At 33.7% G+C, this 15,269-nt stretch carries 18 protein-coding genes; 7 read left to right on the forward strand and 11 right to left on the reverse strand.

Features of this window, described 5'->3' with window-relative positions:
* The first annotated feature begins 14 nt into the window (after window positions 1-14).
* Window positions 15-1,769: an Ig-like domain-containing domain gene (locus A0O34_RS10700; RefSeq protein ID WP_066754476.1), complete on the forward strand. Its 1,755-nt coding sequence runs from the start codon at window positions 15-17 to the stop codon at window positions 1,767-1,769.
* A 6-nt stretch (window positions 1,770-1,775) separates the two neighbouring features.
* Window positions 1,776-2,234, forward strand: a complete 459-nt coding sequence (locus A0O34_RS10705) for a heme-binding domain-containing protein (protein ID WP_066754477.1) — start codon at window positions 1,776-1,778, stop codon at window positions 2,232-2,234.
* Window positions 2,235-2,333: 99 nt separating this feature from the next.
* Here A0O34_RS10705 and A0O34_RS10710 read toward each other — a convergent pair whose 3' ends face one another.
* The 5 genes from A0O34_RS10710 to A0O34_RS10730 form a co-directional block, all read right to left on the reverse strand.
* The gene (locus A0O34_RS10710; RefSeq protein WP_066754479.1) at window positions 2,334-2,849 is read right to left on the reverse strand and encodes an NUDIX hydrolase; all 516 of its coding nucleotides are present in this window, start codon (window positions 2,847-2,849) and stop codon (window positions 2,334-2,336) included.
* Window positions 2,846-3,760 carry a site-specific tyrosine recombinase XerD gene (gene xerD / locus A0O34_RS10715; protein WP_066754481.1) on the reverse strand — a complete coding sequence of 305 codons (915 nt, stop codon included), beginning with the start codon at window positions 3,758-3,760 and terminating at the stop codon, window positions 2,846-2,848. The genes A0O34_RS10710 and xerD overlap by 4 nt, the downstream gene beginning before the upstream one ends.
* 9 nt (window positions 3,761-3,769) lie before the next feature.
* Window positions 3,770-4,192, reverse strand: a complete 423-nt coding sequence (locus A0O34_RS10720; RefSeq protein WP_066754482.1) for a deoxycytidylate deaminase — start codon at window positions 4,190-4,192, stop codon at window positions 3,770-3,772.
* A gap of 42 nt (window positions 4,193-4,234) precedes the next feature.
* Window positions 4,235-5,002: an enoyl-CoA hydratase/isomerase family protein gene (locus A0O34_RS10725; RefSeq protein WP_066754483.1), complete on the reverse strand. Its 768-nt coding sequence runs from the start codon at window positions 5,000-5,002 to the stop codon at window positions 4,235-4,237.
* Between the two features lie 106 nt (window positions 5,003-5,108).
* The gene (locus A0O34_RS10730) at window positions 5,109-6,596 is read right to left on the reverse strand and encodes a catalase (RefSeq protein ID WP_066754485.1); all 1,488 of its coding nucleotides are present in this window, start codon (window positions 6,594-6,596) and stop codon (window positions 5,109-5,111) included.
* A gap of 132 nt (window positions 6,597-6,728) precedes the next feature.
* Here A0O34_RS10730 and A0O34_RS10735 point away from each other — a divergent pair, with 132 nt between their 5' ends.
* From A0O34_RS10735 to A0O34_RS10755, 5 genes are all read left to right on the forward strand, one after another.
* A complete protein-coding gene (locus tag A0O34_RS10735) occupies window positions 6,729-7,679 on the forward strand; it encodes a LysR substrate-binding domain-containing protein (protein WP_066754487.1) in 951 nt (316 codons plus the stop codon).
* Between the two features lie 241 nt (window positions 7,680-7,920).
* Window positions 7,921-9,201 (forward strand): methionine adenosyltransferase, encoded by a 1,281-nt coding sequence (metK, locus tag A0O34_RS10740; protein WP_066754489.1) that lies wholly within the window; start codon window positions 7,921-7,923, stop codon window positions 9,199-9,201.
* An 83-nt stretch (window positions 9,202-9,284) separates the two neighbouring features.
* Complete coding sequence (locus tag A0O34_RS10745) at window positions 9,285-9,770, forward strand: hypothetical protein (RefSeq protein WP_082891141.1); 486 nt, start codon at window positions 9,285-9,287, stop codon at window positions 9,768-9,770.
* Between the two features lie 198 nt (window positions 9,771-9,968).
* Entirely contained in the window at window positions 9,969-10,559 is a 591-nt protein-coding gene (locus A0O34_RS10750) for an RNA polymerase sigma factor (protein ID WP_066754491.1), read from the forward strand.
* 199 nt (window positions 10,560-10,758) lie between these two features.
* Window positions 10,759-11,454: a YjjG family noncanonical pyrimidine nucleotidase gene (locus A0O34_RS10755; RefSeq protein ID WP_066754493.1), complete on the forward strand. Its 696-nt coding sequence runs from the start codon at window positions 10,759-10,761 to the stop codon at window positions 11,452-11,454.
* A 294-nt stretch (window positions 11,455-11,748) separates the two neighbouring features.
* On the opposite strand, the gene trpS is transcribed toward A0O34_RS10755, so the two are convergent.
* The 6 genes from trpS to A0O34_RS10785 form a co-directional block, all read right to left on the reverse strand.
* A complete protein-coding gene (gene trpS / locus A0O34_RS10760; protein WP_066754497.1) occupies window positions 11,749-12,717 on the reverse strand; it encodes a tryptophan--tRNA ligase in 969 nt (322 codons plus the stop codon).
* A 326-nt stretch (window positions 12,718-13,043) separates the two neighbouring features.
* Window positions 13,044-13,688 carry a SanA/YdcF family protein gene (locus A0O34_RS10765; protein WP_066754499.1) on the reverse strand — a complete coding sequence of 215 codons (645 nt, stop codon included), beginning with the start codon at window positions 13,686-13,688 and terminating at the stop codon, window positions 13,044-13,046.
* 15 nt (window positions 13,689-13,703) lie between these two features.
* Window positions 13,704-14,342: a lipoprotein signal peptidase gene (locus tag A0O34_RS10770; protein ID WP_066754501.1), complete on the reverse strand. Its 639-nt coding sequence runs from the start codon at window positions 14,340-14,342 to the stop codon at window positions 13,704-13,706.
* Window positions 14,342-14,530, reverse strand: a complete 189-nt coding sequence (locus tag A0O34_RS10775; RefSeq protein ID WP_054512790.1) for a DUF2683 family protein — start codon at window positions 14,528-14,530, stop codon at window positions 14,342-14,344. The genes A0O34_RS10770 and A0O34_RS10775 overlap by 1 nt, the downstream gene beginning before the upstream one ends.
* 18 nt (window positions 14,531-14,548) lie before the next feature.
* Window positions 14,549-14,794, reverse strand: a complete 246-nt coding sequence (locus A0O34_RS10780; protein WP_066754503.1) for a DUF6576 domain-containing protein — start codon at window positions 14,792-14,794, stop codon at window positions 14,549-14,551.
* A gap of 80 nt (window positions 14,795-14,874) precedes the next feature.
* The gene (locus A0O34_RS10785; protein WP_066754506.1) at window positions 14,875-15,255 is read right to left on the reverse strand and encodes a TraR/DksA family transcriptional regulator; all 381 of its coding nucleotides are present in this window, start codon (window positions 15,253-15,255) and stop codon (window positions 14,875-14,877) included.
* Window positions 15,256-15,269: the final 14 nt, after the last annotated feature.

The raw sequence follows: 15,269 nt of genomic DNA on the forward strand, positions 1-15,269 counted from the left end.
GCTTAAACATATTCATGAAAAGACTTCTTCTCTTATTTATTATAGGTTTTCTTTTGCAATCGTGCGCAAGAGTGGGCTCTCCGGTTGGTGGACCTAAAGATTCTTTGGCTCCAAAATTTTTAAGCTCAAATATTGATACAACGAGGATCAATGTTTCAAGAGATATTCGTGAACTTCGCCTTGATTTTAATGAATATATCACGCTGAAAGACATCAACAAAAACCTGATTATTTCTCCGCCAATCAAAAATATCAAGCGTATTTTGCCTTCAAATATTGCCAATAAATATGTTCTAATCCAATGGACGGATACTTTACAGGCGAACACAACTTATAATTTCAACTTCGGAAATTCTATTGTTGATAATAATGAAGCCAATATTCTTCGTTATTTCAATTTTGCTTTTTCTACAGGAGATAAGCTGGATGATTTGTATATCAGTGGTGAGGTTAAAGACGCCTTAGCGATAAAAAAACAATCTGAAAGTGCTGAAAATAAACTTGTTGTAGGATTGTATCAGGTAAAAGACACTATTAATTATAAACAAAAACCTTACTACATCACGAAAGTTGATACAGACGGTTATTACGAACTGAATTATTTGTCTCCGGGTAAATATAAGATTCTGGCTTTTGAAGATGAAAACGGAAACTCAATGTACGATCCTGGAAAAGAGAAAGTTGGTTTCCAGAAAGATGCTGTAGATGTTGAAAAATCTGTTTCTGGATTAAATTTAAAAGTTTATCCGTCTAAAAAAGCTCTGAAATATGGTGAAATGAAAGAAATACCGGGCGGGATTTTAATGACATTCGAAGGAAATCCTACCGATGTTAAAGTTCTTTCAATCAACGATAAACTTCGGGATATAAAAGTTACTCATCGACCGAAATCAGATTCTATCAATATCTGGTTTGATGCTGTTGCCCAAAAGGTAGGACAGGGAACAACTGAAAACTTGAAATTCAGTTATGATGTTGATAACAAAAAAGATACAGTTTCTGTTTTTTACAAGCAGAATGCTAAAAATGAAATGCAAATTTCTAATAATGATGGCGGCTTATTACCTCCAAAAACGGATTTCAAGATCACTTCAAATTATATCATCGATAAAATAAATCCTGAAAAATGGGTCCTGAAAAGCGATAGTTTAACTACTCAGGAGTTTACGGCTAAGATTTCTGAAACCAATCCGTATCAGATTTTAATTAAATCAGATTTTATTGTTGGTAAAAAATATCAATTAACGGTTCCAAAGACAACGGTTTCATCTTTTTATGCTAAAAGTTCGGAATCAAAACGTTTCGATTTTGAAGCCGATAAAGTTGAAAATTACGGTAACTTAACATTAAAACTTGAAAATGCACCTGCTACAAGTTACTGGATTCAGTTATTAGATGCATCAGAAAAAATTATTTATCAGAAATATACAAAAGGAAGTGAAGTGAAATTCGACATCTTAAAACCTGCCGAATACATCGTCCGAATTTTGGTTGATAATAATGAAAATAAATATTGGGACGAATCTGATTTCTTAAATGAAACTTTTGCCGAAGATTCCTATGTGTTCTACAAACTCGCTGTCATAAGACCGTTGTGGGAAACCAATGAAACTTGGGATTTAAAAGATACGAGAACGCTGGACAGTCCTAAAACCTCTGCTCCTAAAACATCAACACCTTTTCCAAATGCGCAGGAAAAACCTGTAAAGCAAGATGCAAATAATCGTGAGTTGAAATCAGGAGGTGCTGTTTTAACTCCTGTGAAGTAAGAAAATATGAAGACTTTTAAGAAAATTGTGTTTTGGAGTTTGGTGGGCTTTGCTATCATTCAGTTTATTCCGATCGATAGAGTTAATAAGCCGGTGAATCATGCGGTGAATTTTGTGGATGTTAAAAAGACTCCGCAAAAGATAAGAGACTTGATAAAAGGTGCTTGTTATGACTGCCATTCCAATGAAACGGTTTATCCTAAATATGCTTTTATCGCTCCAATTTCATGGTCTCTAAAAAGCCATGTAAATGAAGGGCGAGAACGTCTTAATTTTTCAATTTGGGGAACTTATAACAAAGAATTGAAAGAAAATATGCTTAGCAGAGCTGCAGAAAGTGTTCAGAACAGGATGATGCCAATGCCGGGATATATTCCTTATCATAAAGAAGCTAATCTTTCTGATGCTGAAAGAAAGCTTATTGGTTCTTACTTTGAGGAAATGCTCAAGAATAAAACGTATTAATTTAATTCAAAAAAAACTCTCGCAGATTTTACAAATTTAGCTGATAATTATTTTATCATTAATTCATAAAATCTGCGAGAGATGATATATTTTTAAGAATTAAATATTCTTTAAATACCTTTCAAAAAATATTTTCTGAGAATCAAAAGCGATATCATCGAGGTTGATTTCACTTAAAGGAATCCATTGCGTTTCTGAGATTTCAGACAACTCAATATTCACTTCAAATTTCTCCGAAACATTGTATTCATAAAACAAATCGATCGTATTATAATCTATTTCCTTGTACTGATAAACGTTTGGAAGACTCGTTAAATACTTTAAGTTTGAAATATTGATATCAAGCTGAAGTTCTTCAAAAAGCTCTCTTTTGCAGGTTTCCTCTGCGCTTTCTCTCGGATCTACAAAACCTCCCGCCAGATCAAGTTTTCCTTTTTTAGGTTCCTGATTTCTTCTGGTAAGATAAATCTCATCCCCACATCTTATGACCACTGCTACTGCACCGGCAACGTTATTGTAAAGATTGAAGTTACAATTGGGGCAGCTCCATTTTTTTTCGCCGTCCCAATGTAGAGATTCTTTGCCACAGCTTGGGCAATATTTCAATATTTTCATTGAGCAATATTAATATTTCTCGGGTGATAATTCAATATCACATCGCGAAGTTCTTCTGTTTTCAAATGCGTATAGATTTCCGTTGTTGTAATACTGGAATGACCAAGCATTTCTTGTATATAACGTAGATCTGCACCATTTTGTAATAGATGCGTTGCAAAAGAATGTCTGAACGTGTGTGGAGATATTTTTTTGCTTACACCAGCTTTATCTGTAAGCTCTTTTATGATTAAGAATACTATTACTCTGGACATAGAGGTTCCTCTGCTGTTCAGAAATAGTGAATCTTCGTACTTTTTATTGATCTTGCACTTCGAACGAGTGTCTTCGATGTAGCTTTTCAACAGATCTGCAGTAAAATCTGCCAATGGTACGAAACGGGTTTTGTTACCCTTTCCGTTCACTTTGATGTAATTTTCTACGAAATTGATGTTTGAAATTTTAAGATCAATAAGTTCCGAAACTCGGAGTCCGCATCCGTAAAGTACCTCAATGATACACTGATTTCTCTTTCCAAGATCTGAAGACACTTCTATAGCGCTGATAATCTTATTGATATCAGGAAGGCTTAATGTGTCAGGAAGATATAATCCCAACTTGGGGCCCTCAAGCAAAGATGCAGGATTGTCTTCACGAAACTCATCTTCAAGTAAAAATTTGAAGAAAGCTTTTATAGAAGAAATCCATCTTGCCTGTGATCTTTCGCTGAATTTTTGTTTGGAAAGGTTGAAGATGTACTCTTGCAGGTTTTCATACCCTATAGAACCCGGACCGATGTTTTCCAGATCCTCTATTGCGTATTCTCTTAATTTCTTAATGTCTCGTACGTAAGCGTCGAGAGTGTTTTCTGAAAAATTTCTTTCGAATCGAAGAAATATTTCAAAATCCTTAATTTTTTCATCCCAAGTCATTGTTTGTGCTTATTTTTTTAGTTCACAATCCGATATTTGTTCTATTTCAATATTATGGTTCCTCAGGAACGATATCCCATCATCGTCCGAATATTCATTGATATACACTAGCCTGGAAATTCCCGCCTGCAGAATAAGTTTGCTACATTCTTTGCAAGGTGATAACGTTAAATATAACGTTGCTCCTTTTGCAGATTGTGTAGAAGAGGCTAACTTCAATATCGCGTTAGCTTCTGCGTGCAGTACATACCAGTGTGTTTTTCCCCCTTCATCTTCACAGCAGTTTTCAAATCCCGAAGGAGTGCCGTTGTAACCATCTGAAATAATCATCCTATCTTTTACGATAAGAGCTCCTACTTGTTTTCGTTTGCAGTAGGAAAGGTTTGCCCATTCGAGAGCCATTTTTAGATAAGCTTTATCAAACTTATTCATACAACGTCATTGTTTTTTTTCGAAATAATTGGATTAATTTTCTTAGAAGTTAGGCTTTCTTTTTTCAATAAAAGCAGAAACTCCTTCTTTTTTATCATTAAGTTCAAAAAGTTCACCGAAATACTTGATCTCAGTTTCAAAACCTTTCTCCGTATCAGATAAATTCACGGCATTTATTGCCTTTGATATTGCCATCGGTGAGTTGCGGGCAATAACTGTTGCTAATTCTTTAGTTTTTGTTAATAAATCTTCGATAGGGTATACTTCATTTACCAGTCCGATCTCTTTGGCTCTTTGAGCGGGGATCATTTTGGCTGAGAAGATCATTTCATTGGCAAGGCCTTTTCCTACAAGCTTCGGTAATCTTTGAGTTCCTCCGTACCCAGGAATTAATCCTAACGTAACTTCTGGAAGCCCCAATTTTGCATTTTCCGATGCGTATCTGATATGGCACGCCATGGCAAGCTCTAAACCTCCTCCTAGTGCAAAGCCGTTTACTGCGGCAATTACAGGCTTGGATAGGTTTTCTATTTTATTAAAAAGGAAGTTTTGTCCGTTTCTGGCTAATTCTTCCGCTTTTTCTTGTCCAAAATCACTAAATTCTTTAATATCAGCTCCGGCAACGAAAGATTTTTCTCCGCTTCCGGTAAGAATAATTACTCTGCAAGTGGGGTCAGAATCTAATTCTTCTAACGCTGAACTTATCTCCTGAATTGTCTTTGCATTTAAAGCATTTAAGCTTTCAGGTCTGTTTATTGTGATTATAGATAATTTATCTTCTTTATTTAATAATATATTCTCGTAACTCATTTTTCACTTTAAAATATTATTCTGTGCAAATTATAAATTTTTTACAAAAAAAAGGAAAAAATCTTACTTTTTTTTCCTTTTAATTGAAAATATCATTCAAATATGCTTATTTGGAATGATTCATCATATTTGCATCAATGTTAACATGTAGTTGCGAAGCCACTTTCATGCCAAGTTCTATGTTTGCTCTAAAAAAATGACACAACTGTCTATTTATAATTTCATCCCTCTTCGGACCATCAATTCCTTTCATACTTCCAACAATGTTGTGAATCAGATTTTCTCTGTCTTCTGCATTCATTGCTTTTGTATATAATAAGCCTGGCTGAGTGTAGTGATCGTCATCATTTTCGTTTCGGTTGTAGCTGGCAACGTGATTGTTGTCTAGTTCATATTCGAAATTTTTATAAGCTGAATCTGCCTTAATATCATCAAAGCTATTAGGATGATAATTGGGTTTGTCCTGATATTGACTAGAATTTGCCATAAAACCATCTCTCTGATAATTATTAACGGCAAACGGACAACGGTTAACCTCTAATTGATGAGCATTGACTCCAACTCTGTATCTGTGAGCATCGGGATAAGAAAATAATCTTCCCTGAAGCATTTTGTCTGGAGAAAAACTGATTCCGTCAATTAAATTGCTCGGAGAAAAGGTTGATTGTTCAACGTGAGTGAAATAATTAACCGGAATTTCATTTAATTCCATTTCACCAACTTCAATTAATGGAAAATCTCCCTGAAACCAAACTTTAGTTATATCAAAAGGATTCCATCTGAAATCTTTTGCCTGATCTTCGGTCATTATTTGGATGTACATTGTCCATTTTGGAAAATCTCCGTTGTCAATAGCATTGCAAAGATCTTCCTGAGCAAAATCAGGATTTTCTCCTGCCATTTTTACTGCATCTTCATTCGTGAAGTTTTTAACGCCCTGTTTTGTTTTAAAATGAAACTTCACCCAAACTCTTTCGTTATTGGCATTAATCATTGAAAACGTGTGAGATCCAAAACCATGCATGTGTCTGAATCCGTGAGGAGTTCCTCTGTCTGACATTAAAATTAAAACCTGATGAAGCGATTCCGGATTCAAACTCCAGAAATCCCACATCATTGTGGCGCTTTTTAAGTTCGTTCTTGGAACTCTTTTTTGAGTATGAATAAAATCGGGGAATTTTTTAGCATCCTTAATAAAGAATACAGGGGTATTGTTTCCAACTAAATCCCAATTTCCGTCTTCTGTGTAAAATTTTAGAGCAAATCCTCTTGGGTCTCTTGCGGTATCTGCGCTTCCTTTTTCGCCCCCAACTGTAGAGAAACGGGCAAACATTTTGCATGAATTCCCAACCTGTGAGAATAATTTGGCTTTTGTATATTTACTAATATCGTGTGTTATGGTCAATTTCCCATAAGCTCCGGTTCCTTTTGCATGAACAATTCTTTCAGGAATTCTCTCTCTTACAAAATGAGCAAGGTTTTCCTGAAGTATAAAATCCTGTAACAATACAGGGCCTCTTGGACCAACCGTTTGTGAATCCTGATGCTCATAATATGGGGCACCACTACTTAATGTTAATTTTTTAGAATCCATATAGTTATGATTTGAATGATTGATTTACTATTTATATACCAATATGTAAAGGTAGTAAATATCAAAATTACTTGAAATTTTGATTGCCAATAACAAAAACATCATATCTTTGTAATAGATAATATTAATCAAATGAACATTCAGCAATTGGAATATCTTATCGCCGTAGATAAGTATAAACACTTTGGTAAAGCAGCTCAAGCCTGCTTCATTACACAGCCTACATTGAGTGCAATGATACAGAAATTTGAAGATGAGCTGGATGTAAAGGTTTTCGACAGAACAACTCACCCGATTCGTACAACGGATGTGGGGTTGCAGATCATTGATCAGGCGAAGGTGATTATAGAATCTGTCAATGAACTGAAGAATAAAGCGAACCTTTTAAATAATATTTTAGGAGGTACTATTAACTTGGGAATTATTCCTACTGTTTCTTCATTTATTTTACCAACTGAAATCTTTGCATTCTTGGAAGAGAACCCGAAAATTCAGATGAATGTAAAAGAAATGACCACTGATAGTATCATTAAAGCTTTAAAAGCCGGAGAACTGGATGCTGGAATTATTTCAACACCTTATGATACTGCTGACGAATTTTATCAGGACTTCTTGTTCAATGAAGAATTAATGATCTACAGTTCAAATACTGAAGCTAATAAGAAAAATTCTTACGTTGTTCCAGAAGATCTTAATGTTGAAAAAGTTTGGTTGCTTGAAGAAGGAAACTGTTTAAGAAACCAATTTGAAAATATCTGTCATTTAAAAGAGAATACGTTGAAACCTAAGAATTTAGATTTCTTAGCTTCTAATATTCAGACTTTGGTGCATATGGTTGATAAAGTGGGTGGAATCAGTATTTTGCCTGAATTAGCTTTAAGCCAACTTTCCGAAGAACAAAAAGGAAATGTGTTCAGATTTAAAAAACCTTTCCCTTACCGAGAGATAAGTATCATTTATTATAAGCCTACTTTCAAACAAAAGATTATTGATGAATTATCGAATTCTATCAGATTATCTTTAAAAGAAAAACTAAATTACAACGAAAGCCCAAAAGAATTCGTAAGTATAAAACCACAGTAGTTTATTTTTCTTAAAGATTGATAAATCATTAATTTAAAGAAAATTATAATTAGTAAACAAAAGTTTTGAGTATTAAAAAAATAGTACTTAAATTTGCACTGTTTACGAACGAGGAAAAATTTGACCTGATTGCAACCTCTATAAAAAAAAGCTAAAACAGTATTTCTATTTTGAGCTTTTCTGGCAATTTATTCATATTTTTCTTCGTATATTTTTAATCTAAAAAAACAAATAGAATAATATGTCTTATTTATTTACGTCTGAATCAGTTTCAGAAGGGCATCCAGATAAAATTGCCGATCAGATCTCTGATGCATTAATCGATCATTTTTTAGCATACGATAAAAGCTCGAAAGTAGCTTGTGAAACTCTTGTTACGACAGGACAGGTGGTTTTGGCAGGTGAGGTGAAGTCTGATGCTTATTTAGATGTACAGACTATTGCAAGAGAAGTTATCAACGGTATCGGATATACAAAAGGAGAATACATGTTTAATGGTGATTCTTGTGGAGTTATTTCTGCAATTCACGAGCAGTCTCCGGACATCAACCAAGGTGTTGACAGAGCTGTAAATGATGAATCTTTTGAAGCTAAAGCAAACGCTCAAGGTGCAGGTGACCAAGGAATGATGTTTGGTTATGCAACGAACGAAACGGCAAATTACATGCCTTTGGCTTTAGATTTAGCACACACTATTCTTAAAGAACTTTCTGCGATTAGAAGAGAAGATTCTGAAATCAAATATCTTCGTCCGGATGCAAAAAGCCAAGTTACAATCGAATATTCTGACGATCACAAGCCGGTAAGAATTGATTCTATCGTAGTTTCTACTCAGCACGATGATTTTGCAGCTGAAGAAGAAATGTTGAACAAAATCAGAGAAGACATCAAAAATATTTTAATTCCTAGAGTTGTTGCCTTACAAACTGAGGAAATTAAGGCATTATTTAATGATCAAATCAAATATCACATCAACCCAACAGGGAAATTCGTAATCGGAGGTCCTCACGGAGATACAGGTCTTACAGGAAGAAAAATCATCGTTGATACATACGGTGGAAAAGGTGCTCATGGTGGTGGTGCATTCTCTGGAAAAGATCCTTCAAAAGTAGACAGAAGTGCTGCGTATGCAACAAGACACATCGCTAAAAACTTAGTAGCTGCAGGTGTTGCTGACGAAGTTTTGGTACAGGTTTCTTACGCTATCGGTGTTGCTGAACCTTGTGGTTTATACATCAATACTTACGGAACTTCAAAAGTTGCTATTAATGACGGTGAAATTGCTAAAAAGGTATCTACAATCTTCGATCTTAGACCTTACGCAATTGAGCAAAACTTAAAATTAAGAAACCCAATTTATCAGGATACAGCTTCTTACGGACACATGGGAAGAGAGCATTATGTAGCTGATAAAACTTTCAATAAAGGTCATAAGAATGAATTAACGCTTACAGGGTTGGAGTTCTTTACTTGGGAAAAACTAGACAAAGTAGACGAAATTAAAGCTTCTTTCGGGATTTAATTTTTTCTCTAACATAATAAAATGACTGCTTTATCTTTCAGGTAAGGCAGTTTTTTTTAATTTTACATTCAAATAATTTAAAGATGATGAATTTTCGATTCGCAATAACCATTCTATCTATATTCTTCTTAAGCATTTTTATTAAAGCTCAATACACGATGCATAAAATGCTTACAGTAGGATATACTTACCAAAACCAGAGCTTTGGAGAACTAGGAGGTAAATTGCTTTTCCTGAAAAATGATGATGTTATTTACAGGTTGGGAGCTTCTGCCTTGATGGGATCTACTCATTCTGAATTTGCCATAATGCCGAAATTGCAGGCGGATGTTTTATTAAACTTTCAAAAAGATGTAGATTTCTATCATTCTTACTACTTTTTAATCGGAGCGGAGGGAACAAATAAGTACGTTGCGCCGAAAATTGGAGTCACTCTTTTCGGAATTTTGGATCTTACGGGAGGTTATGCATTCCCAATTGGCAATTTAAACGGCAAAGAAATGAAAGGTCTGAATGTTAATTTTACACTAAATATCCCTACTGTATTCATTCATGACATGTTTAAGTGATTTTTTTTAGATTTTTCTTGTAAAAATTTAATAATAGCTTAACAGTTATTAAAAAATTATTATATTTACATCAAGAAAAATTGTACCGCCTATTGATTCTACTTTACTCTAGAAAACTGTTTTGTATTTACGGCTAAAACCAGATTAATTATCTGGAAGAAAGTTTGTCTACAAATTTTTTTATTATTGAGAAGAGTTATGAAATCAAAATCGGATAGTTTATTAATTTCCCTTTACCAGGAAGGAGACGAGTCGGCATTATCTACGCTTATTCACCGTCACCAAAGAGAGCTTTTTACATTCATTTTTTATAAAATTAATGATGAGGATCTAGCTAATGATGTTTTTCAGGATACTTTCATGAAAATCATTCTAATGCTGAAAGAAGGCCGTTACAACGAAGAAGGAAAATTCATCCTTTGGGCAAAAAGAATTGCCTACAATCTTATTATAGACCATTTCAGACTAAAATCTAAGAACATCAAAGTTTCAGAAACTACTTTTGAGACCGACGAATATTCTATTTTTGATCTTATCAGAGAACCTTCTGAAAATATTGAAGATCAATTGGTTACTAATCAAATTCAGGAAGACTTGTTGAGAATGTTACAATTTTTACCTCAAAATCAACAGGAGGTAATTAAATTAAGATTTTTTGACGGATTAAGCTTTAAAGAAATCGCAGATCATACGGATATGAGCATCAATACCACGTTGGGAAGAGTACGCTATGCTTTAATAAACCTGAGAAAAATCATGGATGAGAATAATATCATCCTAACGAGATAATAATTCTTAAAAATTCTCGTTTTAAGGAAAAACATTTATCGCCTATGAGAAAAAATGATTCCTTAAAAGTGAAAGCTTTGAAACCTAAAAAAGAAACAATTGATTTCTTACTCAATTTTTCTAAAAATATTGATGTAATTAAAACTAAGAGTAAGAATTATCCGATCTCTAAAAATTAAAAGTATTAATTTTGTGCTGTATGAAAATTCAGCACATTTTTTTTGATCTCGACAATACGCTTTGGGATCACCGTAAGAACGCCTATCTTACCATCAAAACACTCTTTGAAGCACAGGAAATAACTTTAAAATACAATATTGATTTTGAAGAATTTCATGCTGTTTATCATGAGATCAATGAAAAACTTTGGGAAGATATAAGAGACGGACTCATCGGAAAAGAATATTTGAGAGAGCATCGTTTTTATGATACTTTCAAACATTTTGGAGTTGAGAATAAAGAACTTTCCATGTATTTTGAGGAGCATTTTTTAGATAAAATTCTCAATCATAATGAATTGGTAGAAGGTGCAGAGTATATCTTGGAATACTTAAAATCTAAACATTATACGCTTCATATTATCTCCAACGGCTTCAAGGAAGTCACCGAAAGAAAATGTATTCTGTCGGGTATTGCACATTATTTCCATACCATTACAAGCGCCGATTCTGTTGGTGTAAGAAAACCTAATCCTGAAATTTTCGAATATTCTTTAGGCTTATCAAATGCTAAAAAAGAAGAAAGTATTTTGATAGGTGACGATTGGATTGCCGATGTTGTAGGATCTCAAAACTTTGGAATTGATGTTATTTTCTTTGATGTTTATAGAGAGAATAAACAAGAAGAAGGTTTGAAGGCTATCACGCATCTTTTACAAATCAAAGAATATTTATAAAAAACGGCTTTTGTGATTGATAAAATTGATCTGTATATTCAAAATGGTGTAGTTAGATAAGAGAGAAATTGACTTTTTTGACGATGTTAAAAATGATCCCAGATCACGAATCTAAAGTTTTGAGAATTTTATCTTTAAGACAATTATAAAGCAATATCCAAGATGGAATATTACTTATGAGTTTGATGATGAGATACATTATTTTATTGTTTAGAAAAATTAATCCTCAATTAAAATTACAAAAAACAAAAGCCTTTCACATTGAAAGGCTTTCTTATATTTAAAAAGTTTGAATTAAATTCCTAAACTTTCTCTTACTCTTTTGATGGTTTCAGTAGCGATTGCTCTTGTTTTTCCTGCACCTTCCTGAAGTTTTGTTTCTAATTCATCAAGATTGTTCATGTAATAAGAGAATAACTCTCTTTCTTTCTCAAATCTTTCTAAAATCAAATCCAAAAGTTCTTTTTTTGCGTGTCCGTAACCAAAATTTCCGGCTAAATATTTAGCTCTTAATTCTTCGGTTTGTTCAGGTGTTGCAACCAATTGATAAATAGCAAATGTTTTATCTGTTTCCGGATCTTTTGGTTCTTCTAATGATTTTGAATCTGACTCAATGCTCATCACCTGTTTTTTCAATTCCTTTTCAGGCAAGAAAATATTGATGATGTTTCCTCTTGATTTAGACATTTTATGTCCGTCAACTCCGGGAACATATTTTGTGTCTTCCTGAAGCTCAGATTGTGGCAAAACTAGAACTTCACCCATCTGATTATTAAATCTCGAAGCTACATCACGGGCAATTTCTAAATGTTGAAGCTGATCTTTTCCTACAGGTACAATCTCTGCATCATATAATAAAATATCGGCAGCCATCAAAATTGGATACGTAAACAAACCTGCATTTACGTCCTGTAATCTGTCTGCTTTATCTTTAAATGAATGTGCCAAAGTCAATCTCTGATAAGGAAAAAAACATGATAAATGCCAAGATAATTCACAGGTTTCAGGGATGTCACTCTGTCTGTAAAAGAATGTTTTTTCGGTATCTAGTCCACAAGCAAGCCAAGCCGCAGCTATTTCGTAGGTGTTTTGTTTCAATTCTTTCGCGTCTTTAATCTGCGTTAATGAATGCAGATTTGCGATGAATAAAAATGATTCATTTCCTTCCTGTTTTGATAGCTCAACAGCAGGAATAATAGCACCCAACAAGTTTCCAAGGTGTGGTGTTCCGGTGGCTTGTATGCCGGTAAGAATTCTTGACATTTGTTTAAATTATTTATAAAAATTAATGAATTGCAAACTTACGAGAATCCGTTTAAAGTACAATAAAAGTTGTACCACTGATTTCACAGATTTACACGGATGTTTGCGTTTTATTTTTGAATTTAAACGCAAAGATTTAATTATTAGATTTATTATTTTAGAAAAGCAAAGGCAAATAAATTTACTGCGCGAAGCTTGAAAACAGAGCTTCATCAAATCAACTTGTTGATTAATTTTTTGCTCACTTAGAAAATTAATTGTCATCAAATTAAAAACTTTGCGTCAAAAATCTGCACAATCTGAATAATCTGTGAAAGAAAAAAATATTAAGGAATCAAAATCTTTTCTCCTCCAAATTTTGGTTCAACTCCAAAAATAAGATCCCAATATGCTTTGGCTTTAGCTAAATATTCTCTCATATTAGTTTTAAAACCAGCATATTTATTAACATCTTTAGCGTTGTACCCGTATGCTTCAATTCCGTTTTTCTTGGCTAGAAACACTGCTCTTTCGTTGTGAAACTTTTGTGAAATAATAACCAATTTCGTTTGACCAAAAATTTCTTTAGCCCTAACAACAGAATCCAATGTTCTGAAACCGGCATGATCCAAGAAAATCCTGTCTTGTGGAATTCCGTATTTCATTAAGGTTAATAACATATCTTCTGGCTCGTTGTAATCTTTTGTGCTGTTATCTCCACTTACGATGATGTATTTTATCTTTCCGCTTTTGTAAAGATCTATTGCTGCTTGTATTCTATTGTAGAAATAGGCGTTGGGAAGTCCGCTGTTTAAATTTTTGCTTGTTCCTAAAAGTAAAGCTGTTTTTGTTTCGGGAACATCAGAGATATTGTAGGATACGGACGCATCACTTTCTTTTTTGATGCTGTAATTCGCCCAAGCGATAAAAATAAATCCTGCAACAATAAGAAGCAGGAATATTTTAAATGTAGTTTTTATTAGTTTTTTCATCGAGTGTAAAATCTTTTAAAATTCCAGACCGTTCGGGAAAGCTTTTTTTCTGAAAACCAGTAATAAAACTGCTCCTACCGTAATGGCTGAATCTGCAACATTGAAAATATATTTGAAAAATTCAAGATGTTTTCCACCGATTAGTGGTACACTCTCAGGAACGTTCCAGTCTACTAATGGGAAGTGAAGCATATCAACTACGCAACCTCTCATAAATGTAGAATAGCCTTGTCCAATAGGTACAATCTTAGAAATTCCGCCATAACCAATCCATCGGTCTATACTTGGGTCGTACACAGTTCCGCTGTCGAAAAGCAATCCGTAAAACATTCCGTCGATAAGATTTCCTATTGCTCCTGCAAAAATAACTGCCATTGGAATAATAAGATAGTTGGATGCTCCCTGTTGTAACCACTTTTTGAACATGTAAACCATACCTCCAATCAAGAATACTCTTAGGATAACAAGGAAATATTTACCAATAACTCCACCAAAATGAAGTCCGTAAGCCATTCCCGGATTTTCTACAAAAGTAAGTTTGAAACCAGGTAAAACGGAAACGCTATCATCTAGATTGAAATGCGTTTTTACATAAATTTTTGAAGCCTGATCTATTAATAAAATAAGAAAAGTGATAAGCGTAATCTTCTTCATTACAATCCTTTTGGTTTATAAGGTTTTCCTATTTTTTCGTTTTTCTTACCAATGACTTTTTTAATCGTCTTAGTGTTGTGGTGCATCTTGGTATGGAATTTCTCGAACTCGATGTTCATATCTTTTAAAACACTTTTCAGCGCATTCAATTCCATTGCATTTTTAGTGTGTACTATTATAGACTCCATTTTTCTTAATTTAAATATTTACTTTTTAGACAATTCGTCTAATCTTTTTCTGTCTTTAGCAGACAAATCATTGACTCCGTTTTTGCCCATTTTGCTTAAAAGGTAGTCAATTTCTTTTTCCCTGTCGCGTTTATCGGAATTAAATTGATCATCCATCGTATAGTTTGTGTGTTTCTCAGGAAAGAATTTGTTTTTGATCCAAATTCTGTTGAAAAAGGCTAATACGACAATAAGAATAACCCCTAAAATTAACAATTCGTTCATGGATATAAATTAAAAATTAGGTTTATAAAGTATTTCATGAAATACGATATAAACCCAAATTTATTTTACAAACCTTACGGTTATTTCTGCATATTTTTCGCTTCGATGCTTAAAGTAGCATGAGGAACCGCCAATAATCTTTCTTTAGGAATCAGCTTTCCTGTTACTCGGCAAACACCGTACGTTTTATTCTCAATTCTGATTAAAGCATTCTTAAGATCGCGCACGAATTTTTCCTGTCTTCCTGCCAAAATAGAGTTTTGTTCTTTGCTTAGTGTCTCAGCTCCTTCTTCAAAAGCTTTGAATGTTGGAGAAGTGTCATCTGTCCCATTATTTTGGTCGTTGATGAAACTTTCTCTGATCAGCTGTAAATCCCTTTCAGCTTTCTCTATTTTTTCTTTAATGATTGCTTTAAACTCTTGTAAATCAGAATCATTATATCTTACTCTTTCGTCTGACATGTTCTTTTCTCTTT

Source organism: Chryseobacterium glaciei (assembly GCF_001648155.1).
In the GTDB taxonomy this organism is placed as follows: Bacteria; Bacteroidota; Bacteroidia; order Flavobacteriales; family Weeksellaceae; genus Chryseobacterium; species Chryseobacterium glaciei.